Raw genomic sequence first — 15656 nt, 5'->3', positions numbered from 1 at the left:
ATATTCCCTCTCCTATTAGGAGAGGGCTAGGGAGAGGTTAAGAAAATTTAAAGGAGAATAGACATGGTTCATACAGTCATTGTTCCTGGTGTTGGTGGCAGTGAAGCACAACATTGGCAGTCGTGGTTACAACAGCAACTCGTGTCTAGTTCTCGTGTGCAGCAAAAACACTGGGACCGACCAGTATTAAATGAATGGGTTGCCCAGTTTGTCAAAACAGTTGCAACAATTAAATCACCTGTGCAAATCGTTGCACACAGTTTTGGTTGCCTAACCAGTGTTGCGGCACTTGCTGAACATCCTGAACTCAGGGCAAAAGTGAAAAACCTGATTCTGGTGGCACCTGCCAACCCTGCCCGTTTTGGTGAAAGTGGTTTTGCCCGTCATAGTTTGACTGATTACAAGCAATATTTTCATCAGCTCAGCATTGATGTACCGACCACATTATTGATTAGTGAAAATGATCCGTGGCTGGGTTATGTCGATGCGTTACAGCTTGCACAGGCATGGAAACTTGCCCCAATCAATTTAGGTCAGGTTGGTCATATCAATGTGGCATCTGGGTTTGGTCCTTTTCCTGAAATCCTCAATTACATGCTGCCCGAAAAAAAGATGCGGCCTGTAAACCGAATGAGTCAGGCAAATTTTAACCTAAAATTTGCCTAAGCTCAGCTCTTCATACTTTTGGTTTTCGCGTTATTTATTTGCTTACTGGTCTTTAGCAAGCATCTCTCATCTTGAGGAAATATCATGTCGCAGCGTTCCCGAGTGCTGCCTGGGTTTGGTCTCTCTTTAGGCTTTACCCTCGCTTACGTGTCTTTCATTGTGCTTATTCCTTTATCTGCTGTGTTTATCAAATCCTTTGGGATTGGATGGGACGGATTATGGGAAATCTTAACGTCAGAACGAATTTTAAAGTCTTTACAACTGAGCTTTAGTGCGGCCTTGATTGCCGCCACAGTCAATGTGATTTTTGGCTTATTACTGGCATGGTGTCTGGTACGTTATAGCTTCCCAGGCAAAAGAATTGTCGATGCACTGGTTGATCTTCCTTTTGCATTACCAACTGCGGTTGCAGGTATTGCCCTCACCTCACTGTATGCAAAAAATGGCTGGATTGGACAATACCTTGAACCTTTAGGCATTCATGTGGCCTATACCCCGCTGGGTATTACCCTTGCCCTGATCTTTATTGGCCTACCTTTTGTGGTGCGTACCGTACAACCCGTACTCAGTGACATTGAAACGGAGCTTGAAGAAGCGGCTTCTGCACTGGGCGCAAATCGCTGGCAGACCATTAGCAAGGTGATTCTGCCGATTTTATTCCCAGCATTACTGACAGGTTTTGCGCTGGCATTTGCCCGCGGTGTTGGTGAATATGGTTCAGTTATTTTCATCGCAGGAAATATGCCATATAAGACCGAGATTGCACCATTGATGATTATTTCCCGTCTGGAAGAATATGATTATGCAGGTGCAACCACCATTGCCGTGGTGATGCTGGTTCTCTCCTTTGCCATCCTATTTTTAATTAACTTATTACAGGCATGGGCAAGCCGTCGCACAGGGAGAGTTGCACAATGAGCTTAAATAACAATAGCAATGCCTTGGCACTCAAGTTACAGGCCCGCGATGCAACCCGTGAACCGACCTGGGTACGTTATACGCTGATCACAGTGGCAATGATTTTTTTCCTGAGCTGCCTGATTTTGCCGCTGATTCTGGTGTTTGTAGAAGCATTTAAACAAGGGATTGAAGTGTATATCAATGCCCTGACCGATTCAGATACCCTGTCTGCAGTGAAGCTGACTTTATTAACTGCTGCAATTGCCGTTCCAATCAATGTGGTATTCGGGGTTGCAGCGGCATGGGCGGTGGCTAAATTCCAGTTTCGTGGCAAGGCCATCCTCACCACCATTATTGATATGCCGTTTTCGGTTTCCCCTGTCATTGCTGGTTTAATGCTGGTGCTGATTTTTGGTACGCAAGGCTGGATTGGTGGCTGGTTAATGGATCATGACATCAAGATCCTGTATGCCGTTCCTGCGATTGTATTGGCGACCATTTTTATTACCGTTCCTTTTGTTGCCCGCGAGTTAATCCCACTGATGGAAGCTCAGGGCACAGAGGAAGAGGAAGCTGCAATTGTTTTGGGCGCTTCAGGCTGGCAAACCTTTTGGAAAGTGACCCTGCCAAATATTAAATGGGGTCTGATTTACGGTGTGATTCTGTGTAATGCCCGTGCAATGGGTGAGTTTGGTGCGGTATCGGTGGTGTCAGGACATATTCGTGGTCAGACCAATACCTTACCGTTACACGTTGAGATTCTTTATAACGAATATACCTTTAGTGCTGCATTTGCTGTGTCTTCATTACTGGCATTTTTAGCGATCATTACCCTGATTTTGAAAACATGGTTAGAAATCCGTCAAGACCAAGCCAATGAACATCAGCCAAATACATAAGGAATGAACACATGAGTATTCAAGTTAAAAATATTGAAAAACACTTTGGTGCATTCCATGCGCTAAAAAACATCTCCCTGGACTTTCCTGAGGGTGAACTGGTTGCATTGCTTGGCCCATCTGGCTGCGGTAAAACCACCCTGCTACGCATCATTGCAGGACTGGAATCTGCCGATGGCGGTCAGGTCCTGCTTGAGGGTGAGGATGCCACCAATATTCATGTACGTGAGCGTCAGGTCGGCTTTGTATTCCAGCACTATGCCCTGTTCCGCCACATGACGGTATTTGACAATATTGCCTTTGGCCTACGTGTTCGCCCACGTGCCACCCGTCCAACAGAAGCTGAAATAAAAAAACGTGTGACTCGTTTATTGGACTTGGTGCAATTGGGATTTCTGGCAGACCGTTACCCTGCCCAGCTTTCGGGTGGTCAACGTCAACGTATTGCTTTGGCTCGTGCCTTGGCAGTTGAACCACGCGTCCTGCTACTGGATGAGCCATTTGGCGCACTGGATGCCAAAGTGCGTAAAGAATTACGTCGATGGTTGCGTACCCTGCATGACGAACTACATATCACTTCAATCTTTGTCACCCATGATCAGGAAGAAGCTTTGGAAGTTGCTGATCAAATCATTGTGATGAACAAAGGTGATGTTGAGCAAATCGGTTCACCACGTGAAGTGTATGAAAAACCTGCCACACCATTTGTATTCGATTTTCTGGGTCAGGCAAACCGCTTTGAGGGTGAGCATACAGGCGGTATCATTCGCCTCGGTGATGACCGTATTCAGTTACCGACTGCTATTGATGCTCCGCAAGGAAAAGTGATCGCCTTTGCACGACCAAATGAACTGCATATTCATGCACAACCACAGCCAAATACTATTGAGGCAACGTTCCTACGTGAAGTCTGGATTGCTGGTAAAGTCATTGCTGAATTACAAGATCGCAGTGGACGTAACATCGAAATTTTATTAAGTGTAGAAGAAGCGAATTTACATCAATTCAAGCCAAATCAAACCGTTTGGATTAGTGCGGCTCAACTTCATTTATTTGCAGACCAAACAACGCAAGTGGCTTAAAATAATATATGGAGGAACACTAAACTTCCCTACTGAACTTTAGTTGTTCCCCACCTCTTATGTGGAAAAATATTTATGAACTTTCAACAACTCAGAATTATTCGGGAAACTGTTCGTCAAAACTTTAATTTAACCGAAGCGTCTGCGGCACTTTATACCTCCCAGTCAGGTGTCAGTAAACACATTAAAGATCTGGAAGATGAGTTGGGCGTACAACTTTTTGTCCGTAAAGGCAAACGTTTACTGGGGCTGACTGAACCAGGCCAGTCATTGTTGAGTATTGTTGAACGGATGCTGGTCGATGCAGACAATATCAAGCGTCTTGCCGATGACTTTAACAAGGTGGATGAAGGAACACTGACCATTGCCACCACCCATACTCAGGCACGTTATGTACTTCCACCGATTGTGAATCAATTCAAGAAATTATTTCCAAAGGTTCACTTGGTCTTACAACAGGCCAGTCCAGTAGAAATTGCAGAAATGCTACTTCAGGGCGAGGCGGATATTGGCATCGCAACGGAATCATTAACCACAGAGGAAAATCTGGCAAGCGTGCCTTATTATGAATGGCATCACAGCATCATTACGCCTAAAGATCACCCATTAGCCAAATTGGACAAAATTAGCCTTGAAGTCTTGGCGGAATATCCGTTGATTACCTATCATGGTGGTTTTACAGGTCGTTCAAAAATTGACAAGGCCTTTGAAGATGCGCAACTGCATGCTGACATTGTGATGTCTGCACTTGATGCCGATGTCATCAAGACCTATGTTGAATTGAATATGGGTGTAGGGATTGTCAATGATGTCGCCTATGATGCTGAGCGGGATTATCGTCTACAACAGATCAAAACCGATATTTTTGGTGCCAATACCACATGGATTGCTGTACGCAAAGGACATTTGCTCCGTGGTTATGGTTATGAGTTTATTTCCTTATGCTCACCTGAAACCGATATCAGGGCGCTTAAAAAAGTTGCCTATCCTGATGAATAATCAAAAGCCTATTCAACTTACACTGAATAGGCTTTTAAATTACAAGATTATGGTTTTATTTATGAATTAGGAAATGCCAAACGAATGTTATTCCACCATGTAGTGCCAAACTGCCGTGTCAGGGAACCCCTGTTATAGGGAATACCATAACGTGCAGCCAAAGCTTCAACACGAGGCGACACTTCTGGATAACGGTTGCTACACATATCAGGGAAAATATGATGCTCAATCTGATGGCTTAAATTTCCCGACATAATATGGAACAGTTTACCGCCCTCAATATTGGCTGAACCGAGCATTTGACGTAAATACCATCTTGCTCGTGTTTCTCCCTCAACCTGTTCCAAGGTAAAGGTATGCACCCCTGCTGGAAAATGTCCACAGAAAATAATCACAAAGGCCCAGACATTACGAATGATATTGGCAATCGCATTTGCACCAGCCACCAATCCAAATACTAAAAATGGTGAGGCAGGCACATAAAAAGAAATTGGAATACTGACCAGCATGGCTGCCAGAGGCCACATCAGATAATCTTTAATGACTTGTCCTCGAACTTTACGTCCGATATGCCGTAACATCGGAAAAGTCTCTTTCCATTTCCTTTTGCCATGCAATTTATCATCAATCACCTGTTCATGCACAGCTACACCCTCTTCAAACAACAGCATCAACAAAATAAACCAAAGGGGTTGCAATAAAAAAGAGGGTTTCCACGGCTGCATCGGAGTCACCCGCAAAATGCCATACCCCACATCCAAATCTTTTTCCAATACATTGGTCCAAGTATGATGCACCACATTATGCGAGTTCATCCAACGGTCAGACGGGCTCATGTTATCCCATTCCCAAGTATTGGACTGAATTTCGGGGTCTTTCATCCAGTCCCACTGGGCATGCATCACATTATGGCCAATTTCCATATTTTCCAGAATTTTGGCACACCCCAACATAAATGTACCAATTGCCATAATACCTAATGCGATTCCCCATGACGCCAGGGCATGCCCCCACGCTGGAATAAAAAACAGGCCTGCATAAATAATGATTCGTCCAATTACCGCCATACTGCGTTGGGTACGAATCACCTTGAGAATATAGGCACGGTCTTTCTCTCCCCGACTGTCCATGACTTCGTTATAAATGTCATCCATTTCACGACCGAACTCTTCAATCTGGGCATCAGTAAGATTTACAGGAAGTTTATGTGTCATATCATCCGCTCCTATTGATTCAGTTCACAATCACCAGCCGCCGCACAAACACAGGTTTGTACAATGCTGCCTGCTTCATTAATAATCTTGCCTGTACGCAAATCACGGACACAACCTGAAACCAGCGTGGTATTACAAGTATGACAAATACCCATTCGACAGCCATGCGGTGGATTCATCCCTGCATCTTCGGCAACACGCAATAAAGGCGTTTGATGATCTGCTTGCACTGCAATATCACTTTGGGCAAAACGCACCAGACCACCCACCGCATCTTTAGGTACTTCTGCAAATGCGGCACGGAAGCGTTCAGTATGCACATAGCGGAAACGCCCAGCCTGTTCAAACAATTGTTTAACCGCATCCAGCAAGGCTGGAGGACCACAGGCATAAACTTCCCGCTCACGCCAGTCAGGGCAAAGTCGGGACAGTTGCTCTTCATTAAAATAGCATTGACGGCGTTTTTCCTGTTCATCCCCCAATGCATGGGTATGCACTTCGTGTAAGGTGTAACGTGGATATTGTTGCGCCAGTTGCCGTAACTCCTGCCCAAAAATCATGTCAAACTCATGTGGTGCATAATGAATATGCACACTATCAGGCAAACGTTCCCGTGCAATCAAACTGGTGATCATACTTCTGGCTGGAGTAATGCCACTGCCTGCGGTAATAAATAGAGGTTTTACGGGCTGCGCATCAGGCAGATAAAAATCTCCCTGTGGCAAACCAATGGGTAAATAATCTCCAACCTTTAAATTACGCACAATGTGGCGTGAGATCCGTCCATCTGCAATGGCTTTCACCGTAATGGTAAAACATCCATCCTGCTCTTCCCGTTCAGCTGAGGAAGAGATGGTATAGGTTCGGGTATAGTGCATTCCCTCAACAGGAATCCCAACCCGAACATGCTGACCAGCACGGTGACCACGCCAATTTAGACCAGGTTTTAAGGTAATGGTACGGGCATCTTTGGTCTCATCCCATACACGCTCAATCCTTGCCTGTAATTTATGGGTTGACCAGAGTGGATTGACCAACTCAAGGTAATGAGAGGTTCTCAGTGGAAAAGCAAATAAATCGGTGATGACTGCAACTTTTGACCATAATGAAGTTGTGGCTGTTCCGTTGGATGGCTGCATATTATCTTATCCTTATCGTATTATATTGAATTTCATCCTGATTCATTTTTATTTTATAAACTTTCTAGAATTGTTCTCCTTTATTTCATAATGCTGTTGTTTTGATCATTAAACAAAGTGAAACATACAATCAAGGTTTTTTTATAATCACAGCTCGACAATAGATAAGCGGTAGCTTTTTTAAAGATGGAAAAGCTTGGATATACTTGAATATACTTGAATATTGCAATAAAACAGACATAAAAAAACGAGCATTACGCTCGTTTTTTTATAACAACTAAAGTATTAGAAACGGAAGCTCACACCAAGTTTAGCAGCAGGCAACCATTCATAAGTACCTTTGTTCTCAATTTTGCGTTCTTCAGCGCGAATTGCCTGACCTAATGTACGTCCATCATCACCAACTAATGCCAATGAGGCTGCGTCAGCATTTAAACTAACAGTTGGGTTACCTGTATAATAAGCTCCCAACTCTCCAAATACACCCCAACGGTTAGTAATTGCAGGAGAGAAGCCGACACCTACATAAGGTACAATATCATTTTTGTATTTCATCGTACCGTTAATTTGAGTAGTGCCTAGAGGGTTTGCGAAACGTGCGCCATCAACCTTAAATGAAGCATTTTGTCCCGCACGACGCTCCAAACCATAATCATTGTCAAGGTAAGATACACCAGTTGCAACATAGAACCAATTTGCCCAAGGACGAATCTCAGCGTTTAAATAAACGTTGTTATTATCCATATCAAGGTCATACTTTGAACCATTAATCTTGAGATCATCTGACCATGAGATATCACCACCGTTATAACCCAGTGTTACACCCACATATGGATTGGCATTGTAAGAAATTGCTCCACCATAACCTGTTGTACCAACTTCAGCACGAACAGATGCTGGTTTCAAGAAAGAGAAAGTTGCTACACCCTCATCTGTCACAATACGCTCATCAGCCGCAAAAGTTGTTCCAGCGATTGCAGTTAAAATACCAGCACTTAAAAGAATACGTACAGCTTTCATTGAAGTCTCCTCAAAAAAACGCTTTTATTTAAATATAATTGTTACCGTGGTTTTATATTAAAATAATGATTCATATCTTTTTATACAGAAACTGATTACTTTTTGTTATTTTTTGATACAAATTCAGGATAATTGTGTATTCCAAAATAATGAATAAAAAACAACTAAATCCGCTTTCATTACCGTTTTATTTCATATTTTAAAAACAAATTATTGTAACTATTTTTTTCAAAGATTCTTGTAGCAAATTAGTGTAAAATCTTCAAAATTTTTTTGGAAGAAGGAAGATCATGTCTCAGCTTTCTACGATCATTGAGCAAGCATTTGAAGACCGTGCCAACTATAGCGCAGCGGACTGCCCTACTGAAATTCGTCAGGCTGTAGAAGAAGCATTGGCAGGTTTGGACAATGGCACACTTCGTGTTGCTGAAAAAATCGATGGTGAGTGGGTTGTTCACCAATGGTTAAAAAAAGCCGTTTTACTTTCATTCAAACTGAATGACAACCAGCCAATCGAAGCATGTGATCTACAGTTCTATGACAAGGTGGCAACCAAATACTCAGGTTGGACTGAAGAGCAGTTTAAAGCGGCTGGCGTGCGTGTTGTACCACCTGCGGTTGCTCGTCGTGGCAGCTTCCAGGCAAAAAATGTGGTGTTGATGCCATCTTATGTCAACATTGGTGCCTATGTGGATGAGGGTACAATGGTGGATACATGGGCTACTGTAGGTTCATGTGCACAAATCGGCAAGAATGTTCACCTGTCAGGTGGTGTGGGTATTGGCGGTGTGTTAGAACCATTACAGGCGAATCCAACCATCATTGAAGACAACTGCTTCATCGGTGCCCGTTCTGAAATCGTTGAAGGCGTGATTGTTGGTGAAGGTTCTGTGATTTCAATGGGCGTTTTCATTGGCCAGTCCACCAAGATTTATGACCGTGAAACTGGTGAGATCCATTATGGTCGAGTACCAGCAGGTTCTGTGGTTGTTGCGGGCAGTCTGCCATCTAAGTGTGGTAGCTACAGCCTTTATGCCGCGATTATCGTGAAGAAAGTGGATGCAAAAACACGTGCAAAAACCAGCTTGAATGACTTGTTACGCGCTGACTAAGCAACTCTAACCCCGTTATTTTCGTCTCTACAACCAGTCATGGTTGTAGGGATTTTGTTCTTTTATATGGTGTGGTTCTGAATCTATGGCTTCCTTACGTTCTTCTGCAATTCCTGTCTCCGATCCTGCGGCTGGTTTACGCATTACCGAGATCTTTTATTCTTTGCAAGGCGAAGCGAACACTTTTGGTTTACCTACCGTTTTTATTCGTCTGACAGGTTGCCCGTTACGTTGCAGTTATTGTGATACCACCTATTCGTTTGAGGGTGGCGAACGTCTGTCACTTGAACACATCATTGAAACAGCAAGCCAACATAAAACCCCTTATATCTGTGTCACAGGTGGTGAGCCACTGGCACAACCGAATTGCTTAATTCTATTACAGCGCCTGTGTGACCTGGGTTGTCAGGTATCCCTTGAAACCAGCGGTGCGTTAGATGTTTCAAAGGTAGACCCACGTGTTTCCAAAGTGCTGGATTTAAAGACACCGACATCAAAAGAAGACCATCGTAATTTATTAACCAATCTTGACTATTTAACCCAGCATGACCAAATTAAGTTTGTGATTTGTAATCGTGAGGATTATGAATGGTCAAAGCAACAATTGATCAATTTTCAATTGCAGGATAAGGTCAGTACCGTTTGGTTCTCCCCTGCCTTTGCCGTTGAAAAAGGTGCTGCTGTGCTGCCTGCTTTTGCGCGTGACCTGGCACAGTGGATTTTAGATGACCATCTCCCTGTTCGCTTCCAGCTACAGTTGCATAAACTGTTGTGGAATGATGAATCTGGTCGCTAAACAGTTCAAACTCAGTTCATTTTCGAACTTGCTTTTCTTAAATATATTTAGGTTGAATCATGGAAAATAATATGCGTTCCCGCGCCATCGTATTATTGTCTGGTGGCTTAGACTCAACAACTTGCCTTGCCTGGGCACAAGCACGCTATGAATGTATTGCCATTAGTTTTATGTATGGACAGCGCTCCACCACAGAACTTGATGCAGCCAAGGCCTTGACCCAGCGTGCGGGTGTTGAGCACCGTGTCATTAATATTGATCTTGGAAATTTAGGTGGCTCGGCACTTACAGACCATAACATTGATGTGCCAGAACAATTACAGGAAGGTATTCCTGTAACTTATGTTCCTGCACGTAACACAATTTTCCTGTCCTATGCACTTGCCGCCGCTGAGGTTTTTGATGCCGAAGCCATCGTGATTGGAGTCAATGCCGTTGATTATTCAGGATATCCTGACTGTCGTCCTGAGTTTATTGATGCATTTGCCAATCTTGCGCGTTTGGCAACAAAAGCGGGTGTGGAAGGAAAACCCCTTAAAATTGAAACACCTTTGTTACATTTATCCAAAGCGAATATTATACGCTTAGGTATCGAACATGGCGTAGACTATAGTCAAACGGTATCCTGCTATCAGGCAGATGCTCAAGGACGTGCGTGTGGCAAATGCGACAGTTGCCGTTTACGTCAACAAGGTTTTATCGAAGCAGGTATTGCGGATCCTACACGTTATACCGAATAGACGATATAGGGTTATAATTAGGTACAATATATGAAGTTTTTTAAATCAAATCTTATTCTTTCCACAATGATGTCAGCGGCTGCCCTACTTGCAACGGCAACCCATGCTGCGGATGAGAATCCACTCCAAGCTGCGTATAAAAGTACCAATGTCAAATCTGCATTGATCAACGTCTGTAAAGACCAGACCACAAAGGGTGGAAAACTGACTGCGGCAGAAGTCAGCAAATTCTGTTCTTGTAATATTGAAGCACAGGGCAAAGTAACTGAAGCACAGAAATGGGAAATTCAAAGTGCAATCAATACCAAGAAAAGCCCAAGCTCCCTTGCCTTTGTACAGCAACAGAATAAGGATTTACAGGCTTGCCTAGGTGCACCGCTTGTTACCAAGCTAGAAAAGTTGACTGAGGAAGCAATGAAAGCTGCCCAGCAACAGGCACCTAAAAAATAATCCTGCGCTGTTGTAAACAAGGCCTGCATTGATGCAGGCTTTTTTATAAGTTCTGTTAAAATTTCCTTTATCTCTAATAAGTTGAACAATACCATGCAGGACCAATGGAAAACCAATGCCCACCACAGCCAATGTATTGTTTCCTTTAGTGGTGGCAAGGACAGTTCCCTTGCCTTGTATCATGCCCTGCAAACAGGCAAGGTCATTGGACTGATTGTCATGCTGGAAGAACAGGGTCAGCGCTCCCGTTCACATGCCATGCCACTTGATATTATCCGAGCACAAGCTGACTCAATTGGTTTGCCTGTTTTTATGGCCTCCTCAAGTTGGGTAGATTATGAAAGCAAGTTCATAGAGTTACTCCGTCAGGCCAAACAACAAGGGGCTGAGGTACTGGTCACAGGGGACCTGGATATGCCCCAGCATGGTCGCTGGCATGATCGCGTTACCCAACAAGTCGGGCTGAAACTGGGTATGCCGCTATGGCTACGCCCTCACTGTGAGGTGGTTGAAGAGTTTATCAATCTTGGCTTCCTTAGCGTGATTGTCACCGTAAACATAAAACTGGGCATGCAAGTTGAGGATTTAGGCAAAGTCCTGACACTGGAATACATTCAGGAACTTGAGCATCGTGGCATTGATCCTTGCGGCGAGGGTGGAGAATTCCATACCACTGTGATTGACGGGCCAATTTTTAACAAAGCTATTCCTGTACGTCAGGGAAATATTGTTTATCATGAAGAATATGCTTTTTTACCCCTTGAATTAGATCAAATTTAGCTTTGGCAAAGGATACAAAATGTCTGAACAAATCCAGTTACCCAATCAAACCTTTCCAGCCACTCAGGGCGAAATCAACCTAGCCGAACTCACAAATGAATGGCTGGTATTATATTTTTACCCAAAAGACTCAACTCCTGGCTGTACAACCCAGGCGGTTGGCTTTTCCTGCCTAAAAGACCAGTTTGATGGATTGAACTGTAAAATCATTGGTGTATCCCGCGATTCGGTCAAGGCACACCAGAACTTTACCGAAAAACAGGCACTGACCATTGACCTGATTAGCGATAAGGAAGAAGTACTTTGTAAACACTTTGATGTGATTAAGGAAAAAAATATGTATGGCAAACAGGTGATGGGGATTGAACGCTCTACCTTTATTTTCCATAACAAACAACTGGTTAAAAGCTATAGAAAAGTAAAGGCGGCGGGACATGCCGAACAGGTGCTTGAAGATTTAAAAACACTGCAAACAGCTTCGTAAACCTAGGTAACAAAAGGCAAGTTTCACTTGCTTTTTTGTTGCGGCAAATTGCTCCTATCTTTGAGCTTGGCGTATGATGAAAATATTCAAATAATTCAACCAAAGGCATCCAAATGAGTCAGTTCAAGGTATTTATCTCGTTGCCTTTTTATCTTTTTATCTCAGCATGTGGGGTAAGTTCAACCACGATGCCTCAGGACATTGCTGCGTCCATTCCCCAAATTCAAAAACCCGCCTTGGAAATAAGCTGTCAGGATTTACAGAATCCAGCCTATCAGCAAGTCATCATGAATGCAATTAATGAAATTCGGCAACATCCCCGTCAATGTGGGCAACAATATTTTGCCGCTGTGGCACCACTAACATGGAATAGCAGTCTGCACAGGAGTTCCCTTGCCCATGCACAGGATATGGCGGAACATAATTTTCTGGGTCATACCAGTAGCACAGGCTTGAATTTAAGGTCACGTCTTCAACTGTATCAGGTTAAAACGCGCGGTGGCGGTGAGAATGTGGCACGGGGCCAAAAGAATCTGGATGAAGTCATGGCAACTTGGGTCAGCAGCCCTGTGCATTGCAGCAACCTGATGCAGTCAAAATTTACCGATTACGCAGTTGCCTGTAGCTTTGATCAGTCAGAAAAACCCAAGGCATACTGGGTGCAACAATTTGGTGTTCGTTAAGAGGAAGCATGATGCAGTCTGGTACAATTACCCCCATATTTCGGATATTCGATCTTGAGTTGGCCAACAGTTTCTATCTGGAATATCTAGGTTTCCAGATCGACTGGCAGCACAGGTTTGGAGACAACTTTCCTTTATACCTACAGGTTTCCAAAGGCGACTGTATCATTCACCTTTCAGAGCACTTTGGTGATGCCAGTCCGCATAGTGCCATCCGTATTTATTGGGAAGACCTCGCCTCTCTGCATGCTGAACTGACTAAAAGTGATTATAAGTTTGCCAAGCCTCAAATTGAAAAAACAGACTGGGAAACTCTGGAACTGAGCATCACCGATCCATTTTCAAACCGAATCACCTTTTGGGAAGATGCTTAAGTCACATAAACCCAAACAACTTCCTTTTTAGCCTTGAAAAGATTCAAGATGACAGAGTTTCATAATGAAAAACTTTGGTGATAATTTTCCATTGCTGTTGTTCATATGTGAGGGTTAACGCATCATAAAAGTATTTCGGTTGGATAGCGCACTCAACATGCACTATTGCCAATTGATTATGAATCAGGTTAATTGAGACAATTGTATCCTGTCTTAACTCATTTTTAGATGCGGGTGAAACACGTTTTTCCACAATTGCAAAATATGATTCCATATCCATTTTCAGGAGAGGATCATCGTTTGCATTGATATAAACTGCATCAGGATGAAACACGTCTCGTAGTTGATTCACATCACAAAAATATAAACCATCAAAATATTTCTGGAGTTGCGAATGGATATCTAAAATTGTGTCTTTAACCATCTTTGTCACCCAATTCCATCGCCTACTTTTATGCTCTGTTTCTGTCTTAGCAGGGATACCGATTCGCCCGCTACGCCCCAATTATCTGTATCCACTTCATCAATCACCACAAATGTGGTTGCAGGATCTTTGTCCAGGACCCGAACCACAAGCTCTGTCGCCTCTTTAATCAGTTGCTGCTTTTGCTGTACTGAAACATTCTCTTTCGTCACTTGAATCAGGATATAAGGCATGATTTTCTTCTCCTCTGGTATTATTTTATTAAGATAGATATTTCTAAGCAGCTTCGGCTGCAAGCGCTTCTTGTACAGTGTGTCGGTTGGCAACTTGCTGCATAAATCTAGTCAAATGAATAAAATGTTCCAGCTCCAAGCCAATAAAACCAGCCCATCGCGTTACGACAAACAGGTAAATATCCGCAATGGTGAAATCATTTCCAGTTAAATAGTCTTGCCCAGCCAATTGCTGATCGACCCATTCATAGTGCTTATTTAAGATTTCGCTAAATACAGCTTTGCTCTGCTCACCATACGATTCATGGAAAAATGGCGAATATGCCTTATGAATTTCTGAAGCAATAAAGTTCATCCATGCCAGCACTTGATAACGTTGCGGTATATTGATTTCAGCCAACAAATCTCTTCGACCAGCCTGATCAACCAGAAACTGGCTGATGACAGCACCCTCAGTTAAAAATGAACCATCACCAAGCTGCAACAAAGGCACCTGTGCTTTTGGATTAAATTGATAAAAATCCTCGCCCAACGCAGTCAGATGCTGCTGTAAATCCACCTTGATCAACTCAAAGGAAATTCCAAGTTCTCTTAAAACAATATGGGGGGCTAAAGAACAGGCATCTGGTGAATAAAATAGTTTCATATAATCGCTCCATCACAAGGTATGCAGCCATCTTATTATTTACATTTATGTGCTTAAATAGCATATAACTCAAATCATTTTTTACATGGTGTAATCAATGACTCAACAACTCAAACGCATGATGTTTAGCAGTGTAGAACTGTTTTGTCTGGTTGCTGAATATCAAAGTTTTTCCAAAGCGGCACTGCATGCGGGTGTCAGCCCAGCAGCTGTGAGCCGTTCCATTGCCCGTCTGGAAAAGCATTTGACCATTCCCCTTTTTATCAGAACCACTCGTCAGGTCCGTTTAACCCAGCAAGGCAAAATGTATTTCGATGAATGCAAACAGGCATTGAACCAGATTCTTGAAGCGGAGCAGCAATTAAAAAACCAGAACCAGCAACCTACTGGTCTCATCAGAATCAGCGTTCCCACACCTTATGGGCATTATCGAATATTGCCTTTACTGGCAAAGTTCTCGCAGCAATATCCAAAGATCGAGATTGATATACAGCTCACCAATAAAAATGTGGACTTTATAGCGGAGGGTTATGATCTGGCGATTCGTGGACGACAGTTTGCCGATTCAAGCCTGATTGCACGCCAACTCGAACAGGCGGAACTGATTGTGGTTGCATCACCGCAATATTTAAGAGACTTTGGCACACCGCAAAACCTTGAGGACTTACAACAGCACCAATGTATCCAGTTTGTACTCCCCAGCACAGGAAAAAATGTACCCTGGCTGTTTAATGTAAATCGCCAAATTGTTGAATATGTCACCACCGCAAAACTACGTTGTCTGGATGATATTTTAGGAACCGTCACCTTAGCCAAACATGGTGCAGGTTTATTACAGACCTATCGCTTTATTGTGGAAACAGAACTCGAAAATAATGAACTTGTTGAAGTCCTAAAAGACTTTTCTGGAGCATCACGCCCTTTTTCTTTGATTTATCCATCTAAAAAACACGAATCTTTTCATATCCGTGTTTTTATTGATTTCCTCATCAATGAGTTAAAAACATCCAACTGA

General features: G+C 43.2%; 20 protein-coding genes. 14 read left to right on the top strand and 6 right to left on the bottom strand.

The annotated features are described in order from the left end of the window. The first annotated feature begins 63 nt into the window (after positions 1-63). The 5 genes from QLH32_RS16835 to QLH32_RS16815 all read left to right on the top strand — a co-directional run bounded on the left by QLH32_RS16835 (position 64) and on the right by QLH32_RS16815 (position 4546). Positions 64-666 (top strand): RBBP9/YdeN family alpha/beta hydrolase, encoded by a 603-nt coding sequence (locus tag QLH32_RS16835; RefSeq protein ID WP_283267185.1) that lies wholly within the window; start codon positions 64-66, stop codon positions 664-666. An 84-nt stretch (positions 667-750) separates the two neighbouring features. Continuing rightward, positions 751-1584 (top strand): sulfate ABC transporter permease subunit CysT, encoded by an 834-nt coding sequence (gene cysT, locus QLH32_RS16830; protein WP_004676888.1) that lies wholly within the window; start codon positions 751-753, stop codon positions 1582-1584. After that, positions 1581-2465, top strand: coding sequence for a sulfate ABC transporter permease subunit CysW (gene cysW / locus QLH32_RS16825; RefSeq protein WP_262450360.1), 885 nt, complete (start codon positions 1581-1583; stop codon positions 2463-2465). The genes cysT and cysW overlap by 4 nt, the downstream gene beginning before the upstream one ends. Positions 2466-2476: 11 nt before the next feature. After that, a complete protein-coding gene (locus QLH32_RS16820; protein ID WP_004757691.1) occupies positions 2477-3547 on the top strand; it encodes a sulfate/molybdate ABC transporter ATP-binding protein in 1071 nt (356 codons plus the stop codon). A gap of 75 nt (positions 3548-3622) precedes the next feature. Further along, positions 3623-4546 carry a CysB family HTH-type transcriptional regulator gene (locus QLH32_RS16815; RefSeq protein WP_267978950.1) on the top strand — a complete coding sequence of 308 codons (924 nt, stop codon included), beginning with the start codon at positions 3623-3625 and terminating at the stop codon, positions 4544-4546. A 59-nt stretch (positions 4547-4605) separates the two neighbouring features. On the opposite strand, the gene QLH32_RS16810 is transcribed toward QLH32_RS16815, so the two are convergent. The 3 genes from QLH32_RS16810 to carO all read right to left on the bottom strand — a co-directional run bounded on the left by QLH32_RS16810 (position 4606) and on the right by carO (position 7919). Next, on the bottom strand, positions 4606-5760 hold the full coding sequence (locus QLH32_RS16810) for a fatty acid desaturase family protein (protein ID WP_283267184.1): 1155 nt from the start codon (positions 5758-5760) through the stop codon (positions 4606-4608). An 11-nt stretch (positions 5761-5771) separates the two neighbouring features. Continuing rightward, positions 5772-6899, bottom strand: coding sequence for a ferredoxin reductase (locus tag QLH32_RS16805; protein WP_283267183.1), 1128 nt, complete (start codon positions 6897-6899; stop codon positions 5772-5774). A gap of 285 nt (positions 6900-7184) precedes the next feature. After that, entirely contained in the window at positions 7185-7919 is a 735-nt protein-coding gene (carO, locus tag QLH32_RS16800; RefSeq protein ID WP_279959879.1) for an ornithine uptake porin CarO, read from the bottom strand. 290 nt (positions 7920-8209) lie between these two features. Here carO and dapD point away from each other — a divergent pair, with 290 nt between their 5' ends. The 8 genes from dapD to QLH32_RS16760 all read left to right on the top strand — a co-directional run bounded on the left by dapD (position 8210) and on the right by QLH32_RS16760 (position 13338). Further along, positions 8210-9031, top strand: a complete 822-nt coding sequence (gene dapD, locus QLH32_RS16795) for a 2,3,4,5-tetrahydropyridine-2,6-dicarboxylate N-succinyltransferase (protein WP_283267182.1) — start codon at positions 8210-8212, stop codon at positions 9029-9031. Between the two features lie 85 nt (positions 9032-9116). Further along, positions 9117-9827, top strand: a complete 711-nt coding sequence (queE, locus tag QLH32_RS16790; RefSeq protein ID WP_283267180.1) for a 7-carboxy-7-deazaguanine synthase QueE — start codon at positions 9117-9119, stop codon at positions 9825-9827. Positions 9828-9898: 71 nt separating this feature from the next. Beyond that, the gene (gene queC, locus QLH32_RS16785; protein WP_283269370.1) at positions 9899-10567 is read left to right on the top strand and encodes a 7-cyano-7-deazaguanine synthase QueC; all 669 of its coding nucleotides are present in this window, start codon (positions 9899-9901) and stop codon (positions 10565-10567) included. A 30-nt stretch (positions 10568-10597) separates the two neighbouring features. Continuing rightward, complete coding sequence (locus tag QLH32_RS16780) at positions 10598-11017, top strand: hypothetical protein (RefSeq protein WP_279959877.1); 420 nt, start codon at positions 10598-10600, stop codon at positions 11015-11017. A gap of 93 nt (positions 11018-11110) precedes the next feature. Then, the gene (locus tag QLH32_RS16775) at positions 11111-11797 is read left to right on the top strand and encodes a Dph6-related ATP pyrophosphatase (RefSeq protein WP_283267179.1); all 687 of its coding nucleotides are present in this window, start codon (positions 11111-11113) and stop codon (positions 11795-11797) included. A gap of 19 nt (positions 11798-11816) precedes the next feature. Next, complete coding sequence (locus tag QLH32_RS16770; RefSeq protein ID WP_283267177.1) at positions 11817-12281, top strand: peroxiredoxin; 465 nt, start codon at positions 11817-11819, stop codon at positions 12279-12281. 113 nt (positions 12282-12394) lie between these two features. Then, complete coding sequence (locus QLH32_RS16765) at positions 12395-12964, top strand: CAP domain-containing protein (protein WP_283267175.1); 570 nt, start codon at positions 12395-12397, stop codon at positions 12962-12964. An 11-nt stretch (positions 12965-12975) separates the two neighbouring features. Beyond that, on the top strand, positions 12976-13338 hold the full coding sequence (locus tag QLH32_RS16760) for a glyoxalase superfamily protein (protein WP_267978940.1): 363 nt from the start codon (positions 12976-12978) through the stop codon (positions 13336-13338). A 43-nt stretch (positions 13339-13381) separates the two neighbouring features. Here QLH32_RS16760 and QLH32_RS16755 read toward each other — a convergent pair whose 3' ends face one another. From QLH32_RS16755 to gstA, 3 genes are read right to left on the bottom strand one after another with little or no spacing between them, the layout of a single operon-like run. Beyond that, positions 13382-13762, bottom strand: coding sequence for a nuclear transport factor 2 family protein (locus QLH32_RS16755; RefSeq protein WP_283267174.1), 381 nt, complete (start codon positions 13760-13762; stop codon positions 13382-13384). Positions 13763-13767: 5 nt separating this feature from the next. Beyond that, a complete protein-coding gene (locus QLH32_RS16750) occupies positions 13768-13995 on the bottom strand; it encodes a tautomerase family protein (RefSeq protein WP_267978938.1) in 228 nt (75 codons plus the stop codon). 43 nt (positions 13996-14038) lie between these two features. Then, complete coding sequence (gene gstA, locus QLH32_RS16745; RefSeq protein ID WP_283267173.1) at positions 14039-14641, bottom strand: glutathione transferase GstA; 603 nt, start codon at positions 14639-14641, stop codon at positions 14039-14041. A gap of 97 nt (positions 14642-14738) precedes the next feature. On the opposite strand from gstA, the gene QLH32_RS16740 reads away from it, so the two are divergent. Then, positions 14739-15656: a LysR family transcriptional regulator gene (locus QLH32_RS16740; RefSeq protein WP_283267172.1), complete on the top strand. Its 918-nt coding sequence runs from the start codon at positions 14739-14741 to the stop codon at positions 15654-15656.

Source organism: Acinetobacter corruptisaponis (genome assembly GCF_030053775.1).
GTDB lineage: Bacteria > Pseudomonadota > Gammaproteobacteria > Pseudomonadales > Moraxellaceae > Acinetobacter > Acinetobacter corruptisaponis.
Note: the sequence above shows the minus strand (reverse complement) of the source record. Positions and strands in the feature narration are given on the sequence as shown.